The organism is Mesorhizobium sp. M0659, from assembly GCF_040320605.1.
Classification (GTDB): domain Bacteria; phylum Pseudomonadota; class Alphaproteobacteria; order Rhizobiales; family Rhizobiaceae; genus Mesorhizobium.
In genome coordinates this window covers 211,483-230,731 of sequence record NZ_JAMYPY010000006.1, presented here as the reverse complement: position 1 = coordinate 230,731, position 19,249 = coordinate 211,483, and the positions used below count along the sequence as shown (strand labels likewise).

Below are 19,249 nucleotides of genomic sequence, written 5' to 3'. Positions count from 1 at the left end.
ATGCTATGCGTTTGGCTGCAACTGAGCAGCTTGGTCGGCCGCGGCAGGTTCGACCGCCGGGGTCGCACCATCGTTGACCGCCTCAGGTGCCGGTTGCGCGGCTGCCGCTGGTTGTAACGGCACTACCTTCAGCCAGTGCCGCTTGATGGTGTTCAGCATCTCGCGCTCGAGCCGACATGCCTTCGTAAAAAAGGGCAACAGCCTAAATGCCCAAGCGCGCCGAGCGCTTTCTTCATCAACGCAATTGTTGAAATATGCATGGCCCAAATGGACCATCTCGTCATCGAGTGCCTGGATGGCCTCAAAGAAGGTAACGATCCGCTCGACAAAGGTAGGGTCTGTTTTCTTGGCCGTCAAAATCTCGCGGAGCGCTTTCGAGCTTGGCAGCATGTCGATTTGCGCAAAGCGGCGTTCGAGAGCGACGTCGAGTTCATCGACGCCTTTGTCCCAAGGGTTCATCGTTGCGAGAATGATGAGGTTCTTCGGAACACTCAGCTCCTTGCCAGACGCGAGATGAAAGATTCGTCCGCGCTTGTCCGGTTCCAAATAGGTCAGCGCTTCCCCGAACACCCGTGCGACATCACATCGGCTTATCTCGTCAATGAGGATGACATGGATTGCTTCGTCGGGACCTTCCTCGGCTGCCTTGCAGACAATCGGGAATATCTTGTTCTGGAGTTCAAATCCGCTGCCGTCTATGGCCGGCGCAAACCCCTGCATGAAGTCTTCATATTGGTAGCTGGCATGGAATTGAACAACGCGAACGGCGTCTGGGTTGTCAGCTATCGTATGAGCGATCCTCTCAGCATAGTAGCTCTTGCCCGTGCCCGGTGGCCCTGAAAGGATAACTCCGGCAAAACCCATGTCTAGCGCGGCGCGAACGTCGATCAGCACGGAGTCGGTTTCCGGCAAAGGCTCTACGTCTCTAGGTTCAGGGTTTGCCCCTAAAGCGCCTACCATCGTCTTGGAAGTGCTCAACCCCAATTGCCCGATCGACAGGGGCCTGACGCGTTCCTGGGTGACACTATCCACTTGATCTATTCCTGCATCAGTTCGATATCACTAGCTGAAAAGTCGCCAGCGTCATCGTAGAACAGCGTTTCGAAAGTCCTTTGCTGATCCGCATCGTCCGCGCGAAGGCAGAACTCGGCGCGAAAAAGATTGGTAGCCGCAGCGATTGAAGGCTCATCCAGCTGCATGCCGTAATCGCGATACATGAATGCCGCAAGCGCGTTGATCGGTAGCTTATGGCCTTTGAGAAGATGCTCAGAGGCACGAGCTGCGTGATCTGGTGGGAGCGAGTACTTTGTATTCAACCCACTTCCGCTGATCTGAACTACGCGAAAGATGGGTCCAGGATCGGCCTTCACATTGCTTGGCGCATATGACCCGGAGATATTGTCGTTGAACCAGATGTTCTTTCCGCGTGATACAAACGGCCGCAAATATGGACGGTTTTCCGCAGCATCCAAAACCTTGAGATAACGATCGTGGACTTCGACTATATCGCTAAGTTGGGACGGCGTCCCAACTCTCGTGTTTTGTGAACGCAAGAGTGCGAGATAGCCTGGAACGTGCTCATGATTCTTATTCTTGAGTAAGGAATCGATCGATCTGCGCACAGCATTGGCGCTAAAGACATAGATTTCAGGCTTTTCTGCCTCTTCCGCCACGGCGCTCTCGTCCTTGAGAATCAGTCGGTTGCGCCAAATCTACACCGATTGCACTTCGTCTTGCATCTTTTGCTGCACGCAAAGTCGTTCCCGTTCCCATAAAGGGATCGAGGACGATTCCTGGCCTGAACGGACCCTCGCAACCGCAATCACTCCAGCCGACTGCCCGCCTCTTCGCAAAGGTGAATTCTCGAAAATATCCGCCGAGCACCAGCTTGGCTTCGGCAGCAAGTTTTTTGACGGACTCCGAATTCCGGCCTGTCCCGGTCTGAGTTTTCATGGCCTTACCCGCATCGGAAATCCCGGTCGCTTGGATCGCTGCGATATGGGCATCGGAGAGCCCATGCATTTTCGCAAGTTCCATCGCGCGCTTGGCCTGGGGACGCGCGGGATCGAGGTCCGATGTTCGCTCTACCAAGCGGCGACGGGGCTTGCCGCAGCAAACGCACACTTGCTCAGGACAGGCGAGCGTCAGTATACGGTCGACCAGTTCGACCGGGTACGGTGCAAGGTGGTCGCTTACGTCCCTACGTAAGCCTATTTGCCATACATCGGTCGGTCCCGTGCCATTCCCGTATTTTTCGGCATATCCATACTGATCGTAATAGTAATCTCGCCGCTGCATCGAGAAATGGATGATGTACTCATGCCGGCTCTTTAAGCGGTCTTTGGCCGGGTCGGGCATGCCGGCATCTTTAACCCAAATGATGCGATTTCTAACTGTCCAGCCTGCATTATGTGCGGCAAATTCCAGGCGCCCTGGCGTGTTGGCTAGTGAGCCATTGTGATAGGTGTCGCCGATATTGATGAAGACTGAACCCCACTTTGGCAGGATGGTTTTCCAGTTCTCCATGCAATCGAGCAGGCTGCCAACATACCCTTCTGCGGTCGCTTCCTGCCCTATCTGACCATCGACGCCGTAATCGCGCTTCAACCAGTAAGGCGGTGACGTGACTACCACATCCGCTTCACCGGCTTTCAGTGGAACATGCCGGGCGTCGCCGTGGACTTTCTTGGTGAAAATGGGAAGAAGTTTTCGGTCGTTTCCATCGGAATTCTCGGAGACCCGTTCCTCGGATTCGCGCGGCGTCACGACCCGCAAATTGGTTGCCGGTCTGTGCATCTTGGCTATCCCTCCAAGTTCGTTCTGACGATGACTGAAACTCAATACATGGATGTGCAACCCAGTTGGTGACATACACGCCACACACTGTGACTCATTCCGTCAGATTCGTCGATGCGTGAACAAAATAGGAACATAGATAGAACGTATTGTCAATCGTCTGTTTGTTCGCGTGGTGCCCGCACATGGGGTGTGCTCAACCTCGCATTCCCATGAGCGGTAGTGTCGGGTCTCGATTATTCCAACGGCGCCAAAATTCGCGGCATGTCGCAATGCCAAGCGCGGTCAAGCATAGCGTGTCCGACTCAGCTGTGCTCTCCAGCAACGCCAGCTTAAGGAGCGGGAGGACGCCGCCGTCGGAAAAAGGTGTGAGCATTGTTGTCATCATCACTGATGACGCGCTAGCGATGACGGCCGTTGACGAAAATGCGTTCGAGCGCGACCTGCGAAATGCTTTGCTGTCCACGCTTACCGCTGAAACGCCCACTGGTTGAGAAGAGCGTGTTGCGCGCGCGGGGCGGTATTTCGATCCATTCAATCAAGTCTTGAACGACAGTCTTGTCCAGTACGCCAAATCACCAGCACAGCGTCCGAGCAAGAATGCGTCAGCCAGCGCGCGTTCAATCTCGCCGATTGTGCTCGCCGATTGTGTTCTGGGGCTGTCCATATCGACGCGCCGCCCGATCTCGCGCGTTGATCGGCCGTGCCCATTCCTTGAAATGCGCACGTAGACGCTTGTTAAGTTTAGGGCCTGTCATTCAGTGCCCCTAGCCCCACCACGCTGGTCTGCTAGACCCTGATCATGGGGTTGCACTTCTTGAACAATGCCCCTTCGTGACAAAAAAGGACGTCGTTCAACCATGCGCGACATGGTGCTGTTCTGGGACCATTTCCAAAAACCGGGTGACCCGCGAACCTACCTCAGGAAAAAGGAAGCAGAGCGCCGCCAGCCACTCCAAGTCGGGCATGACGCGCGGGTCCCTTTGCTGCAACGACTCCCTCAATTTCTGACTCCTGCGCTGCCATCGACCTTTGGAGTCCTGACTGTCGATCTTGTCCTGTTGCTCCGCAACTGCAAGAGCGTGCCCGAAGGCTAGAACATGTTGGGGGTACATCTCGGCGATATGGTGCGCGACCTGCACCAGTTTGTGGAATTGCCAACCCACGGGTTCGCCCTTGAACGCGCTCAGCAATCCATGAACCATTGTAGAGAAACTACTGTTGCCGTCGGACCGCTCGGGGATAGGCACGCCGCGAGCGGTCAACTTTTGGCGCAGGCTTGTCCACGGCTGCAAACTGTCACGTGTCCTGTCCGCAGTCCAAAAGGCGAAAAACGCGGTACGTAGTTCGGCGTCTGCAGCGACCCTTAGCTCTTTCTCGGCCTTCTCGAAATCAAACAAAAAAGTGCGCTGAGCTTCCGGCTCCATCGTCAACCTAGAAAATGCCGTGATCTGTTCGGCCCATCGCTCTTTGAGCGCGTCCCCATCACGGTATGGCTCCCGGTAGAAACAGCGCAGATGGAATTCTCGCTTCGCTTCCGAGAGGCGGCATGTTTCGTCATCTACGACGAACACGTTGGAATTGTTTGAAAACAGAATGTCGTCGGTCGTCAGGCGGCGATAAGCCGGATCAAAGCCAGCCATGATCCAGATGAGTTGTGCGCCGCCCTTGCTGTAATCATCACGCCGCCCGACTACGACATCTAAGAATGTGGTGGAAAGCTGTGCCTCAAAAGCGATCCGTCGATCGCCGCGTAGCGCCTGGACGTCCGGCTGACGCCACTGGGTCCGATCGTCCGAGACATACCAGCGCTTCTCCTGGAGGATGGAGTCGGTCTGAAATGCGGGGTCTGCCAAAAGGCTTCGCTCAATCAAGCGCTTGATGCGTTTGTGAGGCTCACTCTCGCGCAGACCGTGATATTTACGCGCCCTGATATCGTCTTGGTTTAGCGCGCCCCGCGTTTGTGAAGGGCACGCACCGTCTTCGTGCCGGTGCCGGAAGAAGAATCGCTTTTCAGGGGTCGAGACGAGATAGACTGCCGAGGGGCAGGTTGCGCATTTGTAGATTGGCGAGGAATTGAGGGCGGAGCGTACCTTCACCCGCTCAGCTATCAAGCGATCGTATCGGAAAGATCCAATCAGCTTTTTGACCGAAAGATATTCCCCCGTTGTAAGGTCCAAAATTTCCCTGATCTCGGGATTTTCCACAGGCAGTGCAGGGGATAGTGGGTCGATTGTAACGTTGCCTTGGACCATGGCGATCACACTCTCCAGAGAAGGTTAGAGAATCGGGATGGTATCACCCAATAGTTGGCGCGATCCCTCGAAGAAGGCGCGGACGCATGTTGCAGCGATCGACCGGCCAGCCCTTCGCCTTGCGCTCGGCGAGCTGCCGGACGTTCCCCTTATCGCTGTCACTCACACGCTCGCCGCGCTGGCCTTCTATAAAGGCGCGGAAGCCCATTGCCTCGAGATCCGCCTGACCAGTACTTACCTCGCCAGTCACGCGATGGCATCGAGGACACGGCAAGGGCCAAGGCGCTGAAGGATGGTCATGCGGAATGGGCGGCGGCATGCCGCGCGACGTAGCCGACCTGTGGGGCTTCATTGTCTCGCAGAGGCGACAATGAAAAGGATCTGAACTACCGCATCTTGGCCGGCGTCACCGAGTTCGGCGCCTCGCCACGCTCGACGGTCCGAGCTTCCGCATTCCGCTCTATGCAAGCCTAGTCGAGACCGACACCGACGGCGAGTTCTCTCTCATCTGATCGCGCCGCGCCGCCGAGTAAGAGCCGGCCAAATCAAGCAAGTCCCGTCCGCCGGACAGGGCTTAAGCTTGGTTATGTTAGCCATTCGTCCGCTATTTTTCGCTAGGGAGGGAGCCCTACGCTTTGATCGGTGCCTTGCGTGCCTTCTTCACCGGCGACTTGACTGCCGTTGAAGCCGTTGTCGCTGCTGCCGCGCGTGCAGTTCGCTTTGTCTTTTCTGCCGCGGCCGTTATCGGCACCACTACCTTGCGACCTAGCCCTATTGATTTCGCCAGAGCCGAGCGGGTGGCTGCGTAGTTTGGTGCCACCATCGGATAGTCAGTCGGCAGGTTCCACTTCTGCCGGTATCATCCGGAGAGAGGTTGAAATGCTGAAGATGTCGCTTCAGGGATTTGAACTTCTTTCCGTCTTCCAGGCAGATGATAGTCCGGCGTCACCGACTTCCTGATCGAGACCGCCGGTTCCTGTTTGACCACTGGTTCTGTTTGCCGGCGTGCCAACCCCTTGCAGAGCGGAATGGATATCGCCGATCAGCTTCGGTAGTTCGCCGACCGGCAGCGGATTGTTCGACACATAGGCGGCGACAATGTCGGCGGCGATCGACACGATATCCGTTGGGCCGTCTTGTTCGGGAGAAATGGTCATAGAGTTTTCCTCTTTTCTGATCGGATGCAGCGATTTCGTTTGAGTTACCCATTTCCCCCGATCAGGCAAATAGTCCGTTTCCTTTCTACAATCCATATCTCTGGCCAATATTGTAAATATAAGCCTCGCTTTCATCGTTCTAATCGACTGCGGACGACCTTGCCGATCCGCCCGGAACCGAGCGACTTGACATCACTTTCCCACCATTTGCCGTCTGTACGGAGCAGGGCTGGAGGAACGCCTGCCTACCCTTCGCAGTCCATAGGTCGCGCGCATGCTCGCCTTCATGACTCTGTAGCTTCGCGGCGATCCAGAGCATCGCGCCGTAGATCGTAGCGCGATCGTCGTTGGTCAGATCAACGATGCCTGCCTTGACGACGAGCCCGCCGAGTTCAATCAGATGTCGGGTGCGCTTTCGACGCTCGACCTGCCACGTGCGCATATCATGCCGAGCCCGTGCCGCCTGCCGGCGATTGTGGGCTGCCCGGTTGCGCTGGAGCGCCGCGCAGGTTGCGCTGAGATGCCGGAGCAGCTCGCCGGGACCGGCTCTCGAAAAACATCACTCCACGCTTGGCCCATGCCTCACGCTTTGAGGTGTCTTTCGTCTCAGCGATTGCGACCAGCGCGCCGGCCAGTTCGTCGGTGCTGAGCTGATCAGCGCCTGTGGCGATCACCAGCTCGCCAAGGCAGTGATCGTGCAATTGGCTCCTGACGCCTCTATTCGAGCGTCGGAATTGGGCCATTCTGCTCGTCCATCCAATCTGGTTGGCTCGACCCTTGGAAGCTGATCGCCGGAGTTACCACATGGATGCCAACGACCAGGTGTCGTCTGAAAATACAAAGGCGGCCGCGGTGCGACCGGTTTATGGCGATCTGCGACCAATATTCGGACATCGGACGTCGAGCACCGGTAGCGATATAATGTGCCTGGGCAACGACGATCTTCCGTCTCGCCTATATCTATACATCGATGGGATTCTGCCTTGGCTGACTTCCGACCCTGAACACTCGTTCTCCGGATTTCTCGTACTGGTTCCGGCAGTGTCGTGCAATCAGGCTGGCGGGAAGGCTACCCTCGACAGGGCTATGAGAACAGCAATAGCGAGATATCCCGGACGCGTCGATCCCAATGAAAGTCAGATCATCGAACTCGAAAGCCACGATACCCTTGGCCTTGTGGAGAGCATATCAACTCTGCAATCGCATAGTGCGGCGATCATACTGGATGCAGCTCTTTTCCGCTCTCCTCTTGTGAGACCGGTTGCGCCTGATCAGTGATCCTCTTTCTCGTTATTTCTTCAAATCGGATGTTTTCACCTACCCACGTGCAAGCGTAGATAGTGAGTACGATAAGGGCGGCGGCCATGATTACCTTTTGGCAGACATCGAATTCCCGATGTTGTTTACTGCCTCACCGGCCAGACATTGCATGAGCTGGAAAACCTGCCTCTTGATGAGAAATCGAATCCTCCGGTCGTACTCGCGATGGCGAAGATCGCCGAGGAGGCTGGCGCGAGCGCCCTTGCTGTGCGGCTGCTGCGGCTTTGCGCACCAAACCTTTCAACCATGGAGAATCTACAGACCGCTCTTCGCACGGCAAGCCGTCTAGACGCAGCGGATTTGGAACAAACGATCGAGGCAAGGCTCAGGCAACACCACCCAAATGCACCTATCCTCGCCGACCGCATATTCGCCGAACACAAATCGGCGGGAAGATTTGCCGAAGCGTCGGCTCTCCTCGCATTCCGTAAAGCAGAACCCGAACTGACCGCGCTCTATGATGCATTTGCCGGGGAGTTGGGTTCGCCAACTCCCCCCGACTACCCGACCGTTTGGCGACGTCTGACGCATGCCTATCCGCAACGTGCGGAGACGATCGAGCAGACATTGGTGCAAGACGCACTCAGACGGGGACTGATCCTCCATGCATTCGACCTCGTTACGGCGTACAAAAATCCATCGCCGCCGCGTTGGAGGGCGTTTCTTACCGTCGACGTAGTCGAACAAATACTGCTGCAATCACGGGGGAACATCGGAGCGCTCGTCGATTCAGAACGATTGACCGAAGCGGTCGAGATTCCCCTTCGTTACGCCGCGACACACCCTGCTGAAGGCAGATTGAGATTAAGGATAGCCCGGCTTCTCGATCTGCAAGTCGCTGGGCAAGGCGGAATTGCGCTGATCGCCAGCATCATTCTGTCATCTTATGCCGGCCAGATAGACTTCGAGCAGGCCGGCGACGCCGACGCAATCAGCCCTGAAGAGTTCAAGACGTTTGAGGCGTTTCACCGCGCCGCTTTCGCTTGGCTCGATCGGGAAGCGCCCATTACTCTTGGCAAAACGAGGTTTCCGAGCGAAGTTCTCCCCTGCGGTGGCGACCGATTGGTGGCTAGGTTCAAGGCCATGCTACCTCAGCTGGCGGAGGATGCAGCAACCGATGACGGTTTGGCGGAGTTCAAAGCCTGGTTAAGCATCGGTGTCAGCATCGCCATATCGGAATCACTAGGTCCAGCTGACCTGGAACTTATGGGTATCGGCGCCGTCCAGCTTTCACGGCGGGGCAAAGTGCAGGAGGCGCGAGATTATGCCGAGCACGCTCTTCTCTGCTCAGGCTCTGACCCGGTACGCCAACGTATTGCATGGGGTCTGTTCGCAGACGTCTATCGGCGCTCCGGTAATGCTATCGAAGCTTTAGTCGCGTTTGCGTGTGCGGCCAAGCTTGCCGGACCGGTTTCGCTGCACCAGCTTTGGATTGAGATGTATGGCCTTGCCGGCACGTTCCGCGACGTTGGGCTTGTCAAGGCAGCAGAGCATATGTCCGAACATGCCCGCATGGTTCTCGATGAACTCGGGCTTTCTGATGGAAACGACATTCAACTCGATTTGCTTGCGCTCCAGCTGAAACTGAAGCGCGGATTCCGGGACGGGAACGAGTTTCGTGCGAGTTTGCCGACCCTGCTGCAGGAAGCCGCAGACCTCGGGAGACGTGCGGCATCGTACGGCGGTGACCGTGCACCTGTAACATTGATACTCGGTCAGATTTTGGCGTGGGTGCGCGAGGCCGGGATAAGCCTCGATCCTAACGACGAGGCGCTATTTGAAACCCTTGTCGTGCGGCTTAAGGGTCCGATCGAACATTTAACGCGTGCGGCAGCTTCCGCAAGACCGACGCCCGACCAGATTTTTGCGGTTCACGAGAGCATAGAACTATCCCGACATTCGGAAGATTCCGGCTTCGATTCCAACAAAATGGTGCCTGTGGTCAAAAAGCTTCTTGGCCACGAAGCGGACGCTTTGGCAAGTCTCGGTGTTTCGCTCGCAATTGAACTCCTTTCCGACAGGGCGTTGCCTAAACCTGGCTGGCAGGCCACGTCCGAACCTGTCTCGGCGCTCAGAGGGCCAGAGGAACCGCTTTCGATGCTGGAAAGACATTCCGCGGGAGCTGGTTTTATCATGATTGGTATCGATTCGAGATCCCGGTTGATCCGCCTCGATGCCGAGAATGGGGCCGCATCCACACCAATTGTCGAACCCTCGGGCACGTTTTCCGTGTCAGATTACCGCCATTGGACCAAAGAGTTCCCGTATCGTTATGGTGCAGATGAGGAAACAGCGAACCTATTTTATACGTCGACGGAAAGGCTTGGCCTATCGGCACCACTGCCGGACAAGGTGGTCTTTGTCACCGATAGCAAGCTCCAGCAGCTGGCCTTTAATTTGCTCTGGGTTGACAACGACTTCGCGGGGCGAAGCCGGGCCATCGCTTCTGCGCCATCCCTCTCCTGGTTGGAAAGCGCCCGGACACAGCCGCTGCAATCGAATGGAAACAGAAAGGCATGGATTTCCGCGGATCTGGATCAAGAAGGCACGCTGAGCAGCATTGGGCGTTGGCTACAGCCAACTTTCGAGGCGAGCAATATATCCCTCAATACCGCTGCTGCGCTCCCGGAGGACCTCGCCGGCTCGCAGCTTGTGGTGATAGCCGCCCACGGCAGCGTAGCGGATGGAGAACCGTTTTTTCACCAGGTTTCTGATGAAGGCAATCTGCGCATTCTTGCGTCTGACTTGGCAGACTCGCTTCGCAATGTAGGGGTCGTGGTTTTATTTGTTTGCAGTGGCGGTCGTAACGACAAGCACCCTGCGGCAAACATGACAATTGGGCTTGCGCGCCAGTTGCTGGATCGAGGGTGCTCCACTGTTGTGGCCTCACCGTGGCCTCTCGCTTCCTCGATTACACCGAGGTGGTTTCCGACCTTTCTGGAACGTTGGGATGCCGGAGATCAGGTGATAGACGCGGTCTTCAAAGCCAATCAGGACGTAGGAAAGGCAACGGGATACGACCCGGCACGCTTCCTCGCCCTGCACGTGTTTGGTGATCCATTCCGCACAATTGTGGATGGTTGAGATAGATATCCTTACCCGATCCAGTCGACGTTCATCGTGCCAAATCTTGGGAGGGCATAATCTTTGCAGGCTTCTTGAACGGATCAAGGGTCGTGACGCACCGGCCCTGAAAATCCGCGACGTTGCGGGTCACGATGACAAGGTCGTTCACCTGCGCCGTCGCGGCCAATCCGGTATCGTCAGTATTCTTGTCAGAGTGACCGAGCATTTGCCCCCAACGGCGTGCGACAGCCTCGTCGACGGGGAGGACACGACCTTGATAGGCGGCGAAGATGGCGTCGGCAGCCTTGGCGATTGTGTTGGCTATGGCATCATCGGTTTTTCGCTTCTTCTCGATGCCTTTCGAAATCTCTCGAACCGAGATCACGCTGATGGCGAGATCGATATCATCGATCGTATCGAGCCAAGCCGCGACATTCTCGTGCGGTTCGGGTCGACCAATCTCTTTCAGGACATTTGTATCGAGCAGGTATTTCAAGCTCAGTCATCCAGCGCGCTAAGATCGGCTGCGCGCATGGCGGCTTTTGCTGTTTGCTTTGGGTACGGCCGTCCCGCCTTCGGATGCGCCTCCGCATAAACTCGCGCCGCGACGACCTGTTGGTCCTTCAACGAGGGATAGTCGCGAAGGACCTCTTCGACCGTGGCGCCGGCGTCGAGAAGAGCAGCGATCCGATGCGCCTCGATGTGCGTGCCTCGGATGACCGGCTCCTTCCCGGATAGGTCGAGCTGAGCTGTGAGCTTCTCGAGTTCTTTCAGCTTGCGCTCGACGAAGACCAGGTGCTGACCGATGTCATAGCGCTGTTTGCCGAACACGACTTCCTTCGCCAGACCGCGCTTCAGAGAGGTCCGCAACGCCTCATAGAACTCGGATTGGCTCTTGGGCGTCAGCGCCAGTTTGAGTTCGTCATAGGCATGGAGAAACACCAGCTCGGCTTGACCGAACTGTCGAATGCTTCGACCACCTCGCTTCACGAGTTGCGGCTTGATCGGCGCGCGCTCGACAACCTTCTTGAAGATGTCCAGCGGCGCGCCAACCACAAAAGCCGCCTGTGCCGTTGTCAGATGTTCCATCCGATCGCCTCTCTAATTCACCCCGCAAAATAGGGTCGAATTAGAAATAGTGCAAGGCCCGTCGTTTGATTTCACCGTGGCAGGGTGTTTCAGACAATACCCCAGGCTCGGTAGCTCCCGTGTCCCGTCATTGCCCGTAGCTGTGCAGGCGTGCTTTTGGCTAGGCGGCTTTTGTGGTCCGGCCTGGAAGCAGACGGTCAGCTACCCGGCCCAAAATCGGTCATCCAGCGAGCGATTCCGACCACTGCAAACGCAAACCAGACGCCTACTGCAGTGGGCATGCTATGCGGTGTCAGATCGTCGTGCCAATCGCACCCCGGGGCCGCCACCGTTCTCTGGGATGAATTCTACTCCCGCCCTTTCGAACGTCTCGCGTATTCGATCGAGAGTCGGTTGCTTTAGCGCGTCGCCTCGTTCCAAGCGCACGATCGTCTGTGTTGAAACGCCTGCTTCTCTAGCGAGAACCAGAACACCCCAACCTAGTGCGGCCCGGGCCATCCGGCACTGCACTGGCGTCACGATTTCACCATATTATGTAGCGGACCCTCAGGGTATCTTGCCCTATTTCGAACGGGCAATTGTAGCGCTTCTCGTCGCCGTCCCGGCAACGGATCTCCCGCGCCTGGCGCTATCGAAAGCTGATCATTGACCCGAAACGTCTCGTCCTGATGTGGGATGCAGTGCGCGCGGGGCATAAGAACTCGCCAGTCGTTTTCGTGCGCGGAAACTCACGTAGTTCGCCATGCTAGCATGTGATATCATCATGGCGATGCTTGTTATTATCCACTTGCCGATGATTGAAGACGCCCGGACGTTATGGCAGTCTATAGCATCGTTTCGAGCAAAAAGTTGCAACGATGAGGATACCTGGGGCGATATTCGGTGGTTTTATTTCGGCCTTTCTGGTGACAGACTCGCTGGCCGACAACCGTTGCGAGACGAAAATCGGCGACGTCTGGTGCAACAAAGTCGAATTCGTGGGTGGCACCAAGGGCACGCTTCGCCGTCCGGTGATCGGAGAGGGGCTCGACCTGGTCTCCTTCGTGGGGAACGTGGAAGGATACGAGGCTGGCCGGACGGTCAACCTGCGAGTCGCCTTTTTTCTCGCGCCGACAGAATCCTCCGCTGTAATCAGGGCCCGTGAGATCGAGCCGCTGGCGGACTATGGGATGATATCTGACAAGGTTTTGGGCGAGGCCGGGCATTGGCATGTGTTTGGCCCATGGAATACCGAACTTGCAGCGGCAACCCCGGCGGTCGCGTCCGACAACCTTGGGGTGCTCGTGCTCATCGATGGCAAGGACGACGTTCTGGCACCGGCGTTCGTCTTCTCCAAGACCAAGCCGACGGCTGCGAAGATATACAGGCTCATCGTCCGCCCTGCTGCAACCCTAACGAACCGGACGGTCGTGGTCACCGCAGTGGACGGCAATACGAGGACCGAGGTCAGCCGGGAGTTTACCGACATCGACCGGAAAGGGGGAGCGCCGATGACGGTCAACATACCTGCCGCATCCTTGCCCGAAGGAATGATCGAGGTTACGATTGAAGGCGATCGGAAAAATTTCGTCGGCCCTCCCTCGCGGCGAACCTTTCTCTTCTTTCACACCGGGACTGCAAATGCCGACGCTCCGTAGGTGGTGGCGTGACAATAGGGTGACCGCGATGGTCATCGCGGCCTGCTATGTGACACCCGCCGTGGTGTTGCTTCCGCTCAACCTACGCCCCGACGCAACGGTGGAGCTCAAGGTCACCGCGACAAGGGTAACGGCAACGGCCGCAAAGCCTCCGGCCGACTACCTAGGCACCGTGGCTATCCTGGGCGACGTTTCGACATCGGCGCTCAACCTCAGGTTCACGGACGAGTTCGCCTTCCCACCGGATTTCAAGGTGCTTGTAGGTACAACGACGTTTTCCAAGATCAAGGCCAAGGATGCCGCGACCGAAACGATCATCTGGTTTCGGGCGCCGGGCGGATCGCGATTTGTAGTTAGCAACCTGAATGCAGTGGTGGGCAAAGCATTTGTCGTCAGCCGCAGCGGTTCCGACCGTGCCCTGGACGTTGCCCTTCCGGATGGTGGCTCGGTCACCCTCAATCTGGGCACGTCGGGCTTGACGATGGAGAGCCAGAACCTCGTCGGTAATGACCAAACTGGAGCTTTGCAGCCCCTGCCACCCACGGTGAATGTCGACGATGCGGCTCTCGTTCAAATCGCCGTTCCAAAGGGAGGGCTCTCGGTTACGGCGCGTCCGGGCGAGCACCTCGCAGGTAAATATCCTATCTCGGGCCACCTTGCGTTCAGCGATGTCGACTCCGATACGAGCATCGTAGGGGCAGGATCGGTCGTCATCCAGGATACCGGCAAGAAAATCAACATATTGCCGGGGATGTCGGTGAGCGCCGAAGCTGCTGATCCGTTCGTGATGATCGGCCTGCAATTGAACGATGGTACTGGGATCGACATGTCATTCGCGGGCTCAGCAAAATCCGTGAAGGTCGGCTGGCTGGGTGGTCCCGACATCCTGCCTACGCTGCTTGAAAGAATTCAGTCAGTCGGATTTCTTGTCAGCTACTTCGGTGTCGTGTTGGTCATCGGGTCGGCAATTCTTTCGATATTGAACCGCCTGAAGATCGTGGAGACTGACACTTAGGAGAGTCAATTGCTTGACGCTCGTTTGTTGGCCGTCGTAGTCGGCGCCCTGCTCGCAGCCCCAAGCGTCGCCGCCGAGATCGGTGGCGGCGTCATCGTGCATTCGAGCGAAGGACCAGATACTGCGGGGCTCATTGTCCACGTAGAGGACAGCGTCGGGTTCGTGCTGGTCAGCGCCCCAGGCATAGGGCGCTCCAAAGTCCCGCGCGAGTTCGGGATCACGCTGCAAGACGGGCGAACCTTCACCGCGCGACAGTTTCCGGCGATAGACGAAGACCGGGGCCTGGCATTTCTGGAGTTCGGCCCCGCGAGTCTGGATGCAAAAACACTGGCAGGATTGGAGGTCCGGCCACTTGTTGCCGTCCCGGCTGAGGTCGAGCTCAGAAACGGGAACGTTCCGCTCCGGCTTGCAAGTGGAGCCGGACAGTCTGCGTCCACGCTGACTATCAAATGCGGAGATTGTCCGCTGGACCAGTTTTTAGTCGCCGCTCCCGATGTGATGCCGGGTTCTGCGGTCACCGACAGCGCCGGTCGCGTTGCCGGCATCGTGACCGAGACCCTCGACGGACAGGCGCGCGTAACGTCCTCCGCCGGTATCCGCGACGCCCTGTTGAAGGGTTGGAATGTGCCGCTCAACAAGCTGTTGGTGACGCGCGCCTATCGCTCAACGCCCTCAATCCTAACGGCTTCGGAAGTCGAGGACCTGATTAAGAGCAACGGCTTCAACAACCCCTCCGGACGGGTATCCGGGCCGGATGATCAGATGCCATTTCCCGATCTGAGCCTTTTGAACGACCCGGCCATGTTCGCGCGGTTCGACGAAGCGTTCTTCCTGAAGCTGCGAGACGCTGCAAGAACCCAGGATGTTCTCGGAAAATCAATGCCCTATCGAGGCGCGCTCTGGCATCAATATTCAATTGAAGAGCGCGAAGGCGCCCGGGCAGTGCGTGATGGCGCTAGCTCACTTGTCTGGCTGCCGTTCGAAGAAGCGGTCGAGGAGAACTGTCGGGATATCGACTGGGAGGGAGACGGCACTTTGCTTGCGACCTTGCTCTGCATCGACGCCCTCAATGACAAGAAGCTTTTGGGCGCAGACACTTGGCGGTTACCAACCATGGAGGAGCTGGCGTCGCTCGCCGAAGAACGCGCAATCGGGTTGGGAGAGGCAGGGGAGCCCTACTTCATGGATAGCCGGTTAATGCCCGGTGGTGGGTTCTACTGGTCCATCGATATGGTCGAGGTGGCTGGCGATAGATTGCTGTTTTGGGTTGAGGGCTTCAAGTCGGACTCCAACGACCTCCCCTTTACCTTGTCCGGGCCGACGGTGTTTGACCCGTTGGCAAAAAAGGGTCGGTTCATGGCCGTTCGCAGCGCTGGGCTTGAGGGCTCTTCGCCATGAGACAATTTAGCCCGCTGGCGGTCGCATTGATGCTCGCGTCGATGGCCTGGGGCATGGCACTGGTGCATGCCGCTGAACTGTCGGCGGATACGCTCGCGCCAGTCGTGACGATCGATCCGGGAACTGACACCTCCGGTCGGCTCGGTGCCGGCATCGTCGTGGGTGTCGGACCAGACGCGGCCGCCGGCAAGATCGAGGTCACGGTCCTGACCGCGGAGCACGTGGTCACGATGCCGGATAGTGCGAGGGTGGCCCTGCGCGCCAAGCCGTATTTGTTTTATCCCGTCATCAGGGCCATCAAGGTTGCTGCGCTGAACGACGTTCTGGCAGTCCTCATCGCCGTCCCGCGCGCGGAACTGGACCGAGCAAACCTGCGCAGCGTCCGGTTGGGCGTACCGGCTGACAACACCATCTTGCGGCCGGTAGGAAACCCGTTTGGCGGGCCGATGTATTTTTCGGATCTAGAGGTGCGCGTTGACAGCCCCGCGTCCGATGGCCCCGAATTTAGTTTAGTATCTGTCACGACGAGTTGCCCACCCGACTTCGATCCAGCCAAGCCGTGCGTTGTAGAAGGTTTCTCGGGCGGGCCATTGTTTTCGATCGACGGAAGCTGGGTCGGGATGGTTCAGGAAATCGGGGCGGGGACCTGGGCAGACCGGCTGATAGCGAGTCTGCAGGCACAATCGATTAATACTAACCTCATCGCGAACTACGACAATCAGCTTGTCGAAGCCTCGATACTCGGAGCACCGGAGCGCGCTGCCGTGCTTTGCCGGGCGGGTGCGAGCGCCAGAGGAACATCGTCAGGCGTCCCCCTCCTGCTTGCGGCAGAGCGCGGTTACCTCGACGTTGTGCGCGAACTCAGCAAGTGCCGCGACTTCGATGTGAATGCACGAGGGGCCTCTGAAATGACAGCGCTAATCGCAGCCTCCAGCTATGGAAGCAAGGCTCTGGTCGAAGCGCTCCTCGGAATGGGCGCGGATCCACTCCTTGTCGACGATAGCGGTGCTACTGGCCTTCATGCGGCCGCAAGCGGGACCGGCAACACCGAGCTGCGACCAGGAATCATTGCCGACCTGGTCGCGGCCGGGCTGGGCGTCGACTCCTTGAGCACTCTCGGATGGAGCCCTCTCGCTACTGCCGTGGTGAGTGAGCGCGATGGCCCAGCCCGGACAGAAATAGCCAGGGCGCTTCTTAAGGCCGGCGCAGATCCAAACGTGACGATTGACTGGATTGGTGATCAGCGAAGCCTTATCTCCATTGCGGCGACCGACGGCCTGTCATCGACGCTCGATCTGCTGCTGTCGTCGGGTGCAACGGTCGATCCGATTAGCTCGACGGGACGCACGCCCCTAATGGACGTGGCCGCCGAGCACCCTGACAACTTCCTTCAACGTGAGGGCGACGCTCGATACTGCTGGAATGGGGAAGATGGGTTGTCCATCAGGGCAGGCGTGCTCCTGCGGCACGGGGCCAATCGATCACTGAAGGACACCAACGGACAATCCGCGATCCAGCTGGCGGAGGCACGCGACGTCTTTACGCCAGGCGATAAGCGGTGTCGGGATTGCATGGTTCTGACCCTAAGAGGCGAGTCCTGCCGTGACAGTTGGGATAAGTAGGCGACTTGCTGTGGCCTTCATGGCCACCGCCTCGGCGTGGGTTGTACCGGAACCGGCGTCGGCGCAAACCTGCATGTCCGAGTCCGAGCTCTACAACATCAGCGGAGGCCAGCGTTACGACGAGAATGTCTGGAAGGGGACCCACTACTCGGACACTTGCTATCGCCCGATGGATATGAACCCGAGTTGCAACTTGGCTTTCACATCGGGCATCAGCACCGGGTGAGCCTGCGCTATCGGATCGGCGTGCGAGTGCGGGGTGTGCAACAGCCAGCCATGGGTCGGCATGAGGCCCCCGACCGCATGCGATGCGTTCACTGCTACAGCAACGCGTCGTTGAGCAGTTTGGCCAGGCGCGCAGCGGCGAGAGACAACTGCAGCTTGGCCACGTCACGCGCCTTGGTCTCGTATTCACGAGTGAGTTCGGCGTTTTGGACGACATTCCCGTTGGCGTCGAGGACAGGTGCAGCGTACGCGGTGTCGACAGCCAGTTTGTTGCTCTCGGTTATCCATGTGTCGACGTCTGTGATCGCGGCCTCGGTGGCATCGGCGGCAGGCAAATAAGGCTTGTGGGTAAAGGGATCGTAGTTATCGAATATCGCGCCGTATACGGACGAGTACCCACCAAAGATGCCGTCAAAATAGGCGTGGAGCTTGACCGGCTCACCATTGGCCGGCTTCACCATGATTTCGTTGCCTCCACGATCGCCCTGGTCTGGTTTGCCCTGGGCCTCCCACTTGGCCGTGAACTCCTTTGTGAAGAGGGCTGTAGAGTGGAGCGGTTGATGGACGTCGCCAACCAAGTGGAGAAGCCAGACGAGATCGTAGGATCTGATGTCGTCGGACATCCCCGCCGCTTTCGGAAGAGCTGTCCGGAAGGCCTTTATCTGTGTAGCCGCGTCCACCGGATCCGCGGGAGGGGGAACGCTCCCATCGCGAGTGTAGGGGAGGTCTTTGAAATGCCAGTAGCCGTGGACCAGTTTATCGACGTAACCGATGTTTCTGCCGGCATCGCTTGTTTTGGCGTTGTCCCCTTTGCTGATGTAATCGGGCATGTCCTTGATGTCGTCCGCCCAAACGGAAGCTCGTATGAAAGTATATCGGTCCAGGTCCCTTAACGATCCGTCGTTGGGCTGCGGCACCGCAGCCACCCACGCATTGTATTGGGGATTCTTCCGGATCAACCGGCTGGCCTCCGCTCTCGCGGCGGGCGACATCTGATCCCACGCCATTGCGGCGACGCGCATATGGCCTTCGTCCCACCATGCCATTGCGCAAGACGACCAACAGCAAAGCCCAACAACTGCAAATGCGAGTCGCCGCATTGTTCTCTCCCGACCAAGTGTGAACGTCATCGAAACTTTGCCAGAAATCGCAGCTTCGAGCTAGCGGTCTTTAAAGGGTCGCCAAAGGCGCGAGAAGTGCACGAATTTAGTCGGCTATTTTATTTCCTATTCATCTGGTTTTCTTAAAAAAATTGCCATTTGTGTTGGAGGTTGAAGATGCTCACCGCCGAAATTTGCAAGATCTCGACTGGCGAGTAGCGGCGGGATCACCTCAAAAGCTACGAGAGCGGATGCAAACGCTTCAGAGTCGAGCATCATCCGATCGAGGGATAGCCTGGGAACTTTCGTTGGGTTTGCACGTTCGCAACAAATTCTGTCGAGATCGCGCAAAGAAGTTACTTGATGCTCAGCCGGTCTAGGTAGATGATAGTTCCAACGTGGTGTAATGTTATGGCCAAGTCCGACGACGACAAGCCTGTCCCATCATCCTCCGTGCCAATCACAAAGACTCAAAGGGTGCGGGTGTGGAATAACGAGAAGCCGCCAATGCCCCCGCGGCCGCAACAAATACATGAACGACGTCCGCCGCCGCGATTGCCGGAGGGCGA

The 19,249-nt window shown here is 57.6% G+C and carries 16 protein-coding genes and 3 pseudogenes; 8 read left to right on the top strand and 11 right to left on the bottom strand.

What is annotated here, in order from left to right; all coding sequences use genetic code 11:
- Positions 1-3: 3 nt before the first annotated feature.
- Genes NKI31_RS12775 through NKI31_RS12765 form a run of 3 tightly spaced genes read right to left on the bottom strand, consistent with a single transcriptional unit; the run spans position 4 to position 2,796 of the window.
- Positions 4-1,032, bottom strand: coding sequence for an McrB family protein (locus NKI31_RS12775; RefSeq protein WP_352651742.1), 1,029 nt, complete (start codon positions 1,030-1,032; stop codon positions 4-6).
- A 5-nt stretch (positions 1,033-1,037) separates the two neighbouring features.
- Positions 1,038-1,673 (bottom strand): hypothetical protein, encoded by a 636-nt coding sequence (locus NKI31_RS12770; protein WP_352651741.1) that lies wholly within the window; start codon positions 1,671-1,673, stop codon positions 1,038-1,040.
- A complete protein-coding gene (locus NKI31_RS12765; RefSeq protein ID WP_352651740.1) occupies positions 1,648-2,796 on the bottom strand; it encodes a DNA-methyltransferase in 1,149 nt (382 codons plus the stop codon). The genes NKI31_RS12770 and NKI31_RS12765 overlap by 26 nt, the downstream gene beginning before the upstream one ends.
- A gap of 368 nt (positions 2,797-3,164) precedes the next feature.
- On the opposite strand from NKI31_RS12765, the gene NKI31_RS12760 reads away from it, so the two are divergent.
- Positions 3,165-3,290, top strand: coding sequence for a hypothetical protein (locus tag NKI31_RS12760; protein ID WP_352651739.1), 126 nt, complete (start codon positions 3,165-3,167; stop codon positions 3,288-3,290).
- A 360-nt stretch (positions 3,291-3,650) separates the two neighbouring features.
- On the opposite strand, the gene NKI31_RS12755 is transcribed toward NKI31_RS12760, so the two are convergent.
- A complete protein-coding gene (locus NKI31_RS12755) occupies positions 3,651-5,051 on the bottom strand; it encodes a DUF6035 family protein (RefSeq protein ID WP_352651738.1) in 1,401 nt (466 codons plus the stop codon).
- Between the two features lie 112 nt (positions 5,052-5,163).
- Here NKI31_RS12755 and NKI31_RS12750 point away from each other — a divergent pair.
- A pseudogene (locus NKI31_RS12750) lies at positions 5,164-5,404 on the top strand (chromosome partitioning protein ParB); the annotation flags it as partial.
- A 404-nt stretch (positions 5,405-5,808) separates the two neighbouring features.
- On the opposite strand, the pseudogene NKI31_RS12745 reads toward NKI31_RS12750, so the two are convergent.
- The 3 genes and pseudogenes from NKI31_RS12745 to NKI31_RS12735 all read right to left on the bottom strand — a co-directional run.
- Positions 5,809-6,208 (bottom strand): annotated as a pseudogene (locus NKI31_RS12745) (Ros/MucR family transcriptional regulator); the annotation flags it as partial.
- A 139-nt stretch (positions 6,209-6,347) separates the two neighbouring features.
- Positions 6,348-6,650 carry a conjugal transfer protein TraD gene (locus NKI31_RS12740; protein ID WP_352651737.1) on the bottom strand — a complete coding sequence of 101 codons (303 nt, stop codon included), beginning with the start codon at positions 6,648-6,650 and terminating at the stop codon, positions 6,348-6,350.
- Between the two features lies 1 nt (position 6,651).
- Positions 6,652-6,894 (bottom strand): annotated as a pseudogene (locus NKI31_RS12735) (conjugal transfer protein TraD); the annotation flags it as partial.
- 118 nt (positions 6,895-7,012) lie between these two features.
- On the opposite strand from NKI31_RS12735, the gene NKI31_RS12730 reads away from it, so the two are divergent.
- Both NKI31_RS12730 and NKI31_RS12725 read left to right on the top strand, forming a co-directional pair.
- Positions 7,013-7,486 carry a hypothetical protein gene (locus tag NKI31_RS12730; RefSeq protein ID WP_352651736.1) on the top strand — a complete coding sequence of 158 codons (474 nt, stop codon included), beginning with the start codon at positions 7,013-7,015 and terminating at the stop codon, positions 7,484-7,486.
- 147 nt (positions 7,487-7,633) lie between these two features.
- Positions 7,634-10,612 (top strand): CHAT domain-containing protein, encoded by a 2,979-nt coding sequence (locus tag NKI31_RS12725; protein ID WP_352651735.1) that lies wholly within the window; start codon positions 7,634-7,636, stop codon positions 10,610-10,612.
- Positions 10,613-10,643: 31 nt separating this feature from the next.
- On the opposite strand, the gene NKI31_RS12720 is transcribed toward NKI31_RS12725, so the two are convergent.
- The 3 genes from NKI31_RS12720 to NKI31_RS12710 all read right to left on the bottom strand — a co-directional run bounded on the left by NKI31_RS12720 (position 10,644) and on the right by NKI31_RS12710 (position 12,202).
- Positions 10,644-11,090 (bottom strand): type II toxin-antitoxin system VapC family toxin, encoded by a 447-nt coding sequence (locus NKI31_RS12720; protein WP_352651734.1) that lies wholly within the window; start codon positions 11,088-11,090, stop codon positions 10,644-10,646.
- A 2-nt stretch (positions 11,091-11,092) separates the two neighbouring features.
- Complete coding sequence (locus NKI31_RS12715) at positions 11,093-11,683, bottom strand: DUF433 domain-containing protein (RefSeq protein ID WP_352651733.1); 591 nt, start codon at positions 11,681-11,683, stop codon at positions 11,093-11,095.
- A gap of 282 nt (positions 11,684-11,965) precedes the next feature.
- Entirely contained in the window at positions 11,966-12,202 is a 237-nt protein-coding gene (locus NKI31_RS12710; RefSeq protein WP_352651732.1) for a helix-turn-helix domain-containing protein, read from the bottom strand.
- A 338-nt stretch (positions 12,203-12,540) separates the two neighbouring features.
- Between NKI31_RS12710 and NKI31_RS12705 the strand changes: the two genes are divergently transcribed.
- From NKI31_RS12705 to NKI31_RS12690, 4 genes are read left to right on the top strand one after another with little or no spacing between them, the layout of a single operon-like run.
- A complete protein-coding gene (locus NKI31_RS12705; protein ID WP_352651731.1) occupies positions 12,541-13,320 on the top strand; it encodes a hypothetical protein in 780 nt (259 codons plus the stop codon).
- Between the two features lie 28 nt (positions 13,321-13,348).
- On the top strand, positions 13,349-14,335 hold the full coding sequence (locus NKI31_RS12700; RefSeq protein ID WP_352651730.1) for a hypothetical protein: 987 nt from the start codon (positions 13,349-13,351) through the stop codon (positions 14,333-14,335).
- 9 nt (positions 14,336-14,344) lie between these two features.
- A complete protein-coding gene (locus NKI31_RS12695; RefSeq protein WP_352651729.1) occupies positions 14,345-15,733 on the top strand; it encodes an Lcl C-terminal domain-containing protein in 1,389 nt (462 codons plus the stop codon).
- Positions 15,730-17,355 carry an ankyrin repeat domain-containing protein gene (locus NKI31_RS12690; protein ID WP_352651728.1) on the top strand — a complete coding sequence of 542 codons (1,626 nt, stop codon included), beginning with the start codon at positions 15,730-15,732 and terminating at the stop codon, positions 17,353-17,355. Before NKI31_RS12695 ends, NKI31_RS12690 begins: the two co-directional genes overlap by 4 nt.
- 320 nt (positions 17,356-17,675) lie before the next feature.
- On the opposite strand, the gene NKI31_RS12685 is transcribed toward NKI31_RS12690, so the two are convergent.
- Positions 17,676-18,626, bottom strand: coding sequence for a S1/P1 nuclease (locus tag NKI31_RS12685; protein ID WP_352651784.1), 951 nt, complete (start codon positions 18,624-18,626; stop codon positions 17,676-17,678).
- Between the last annotated feature and the right edge of the window lie 623 nt (positions 18,627-19,249).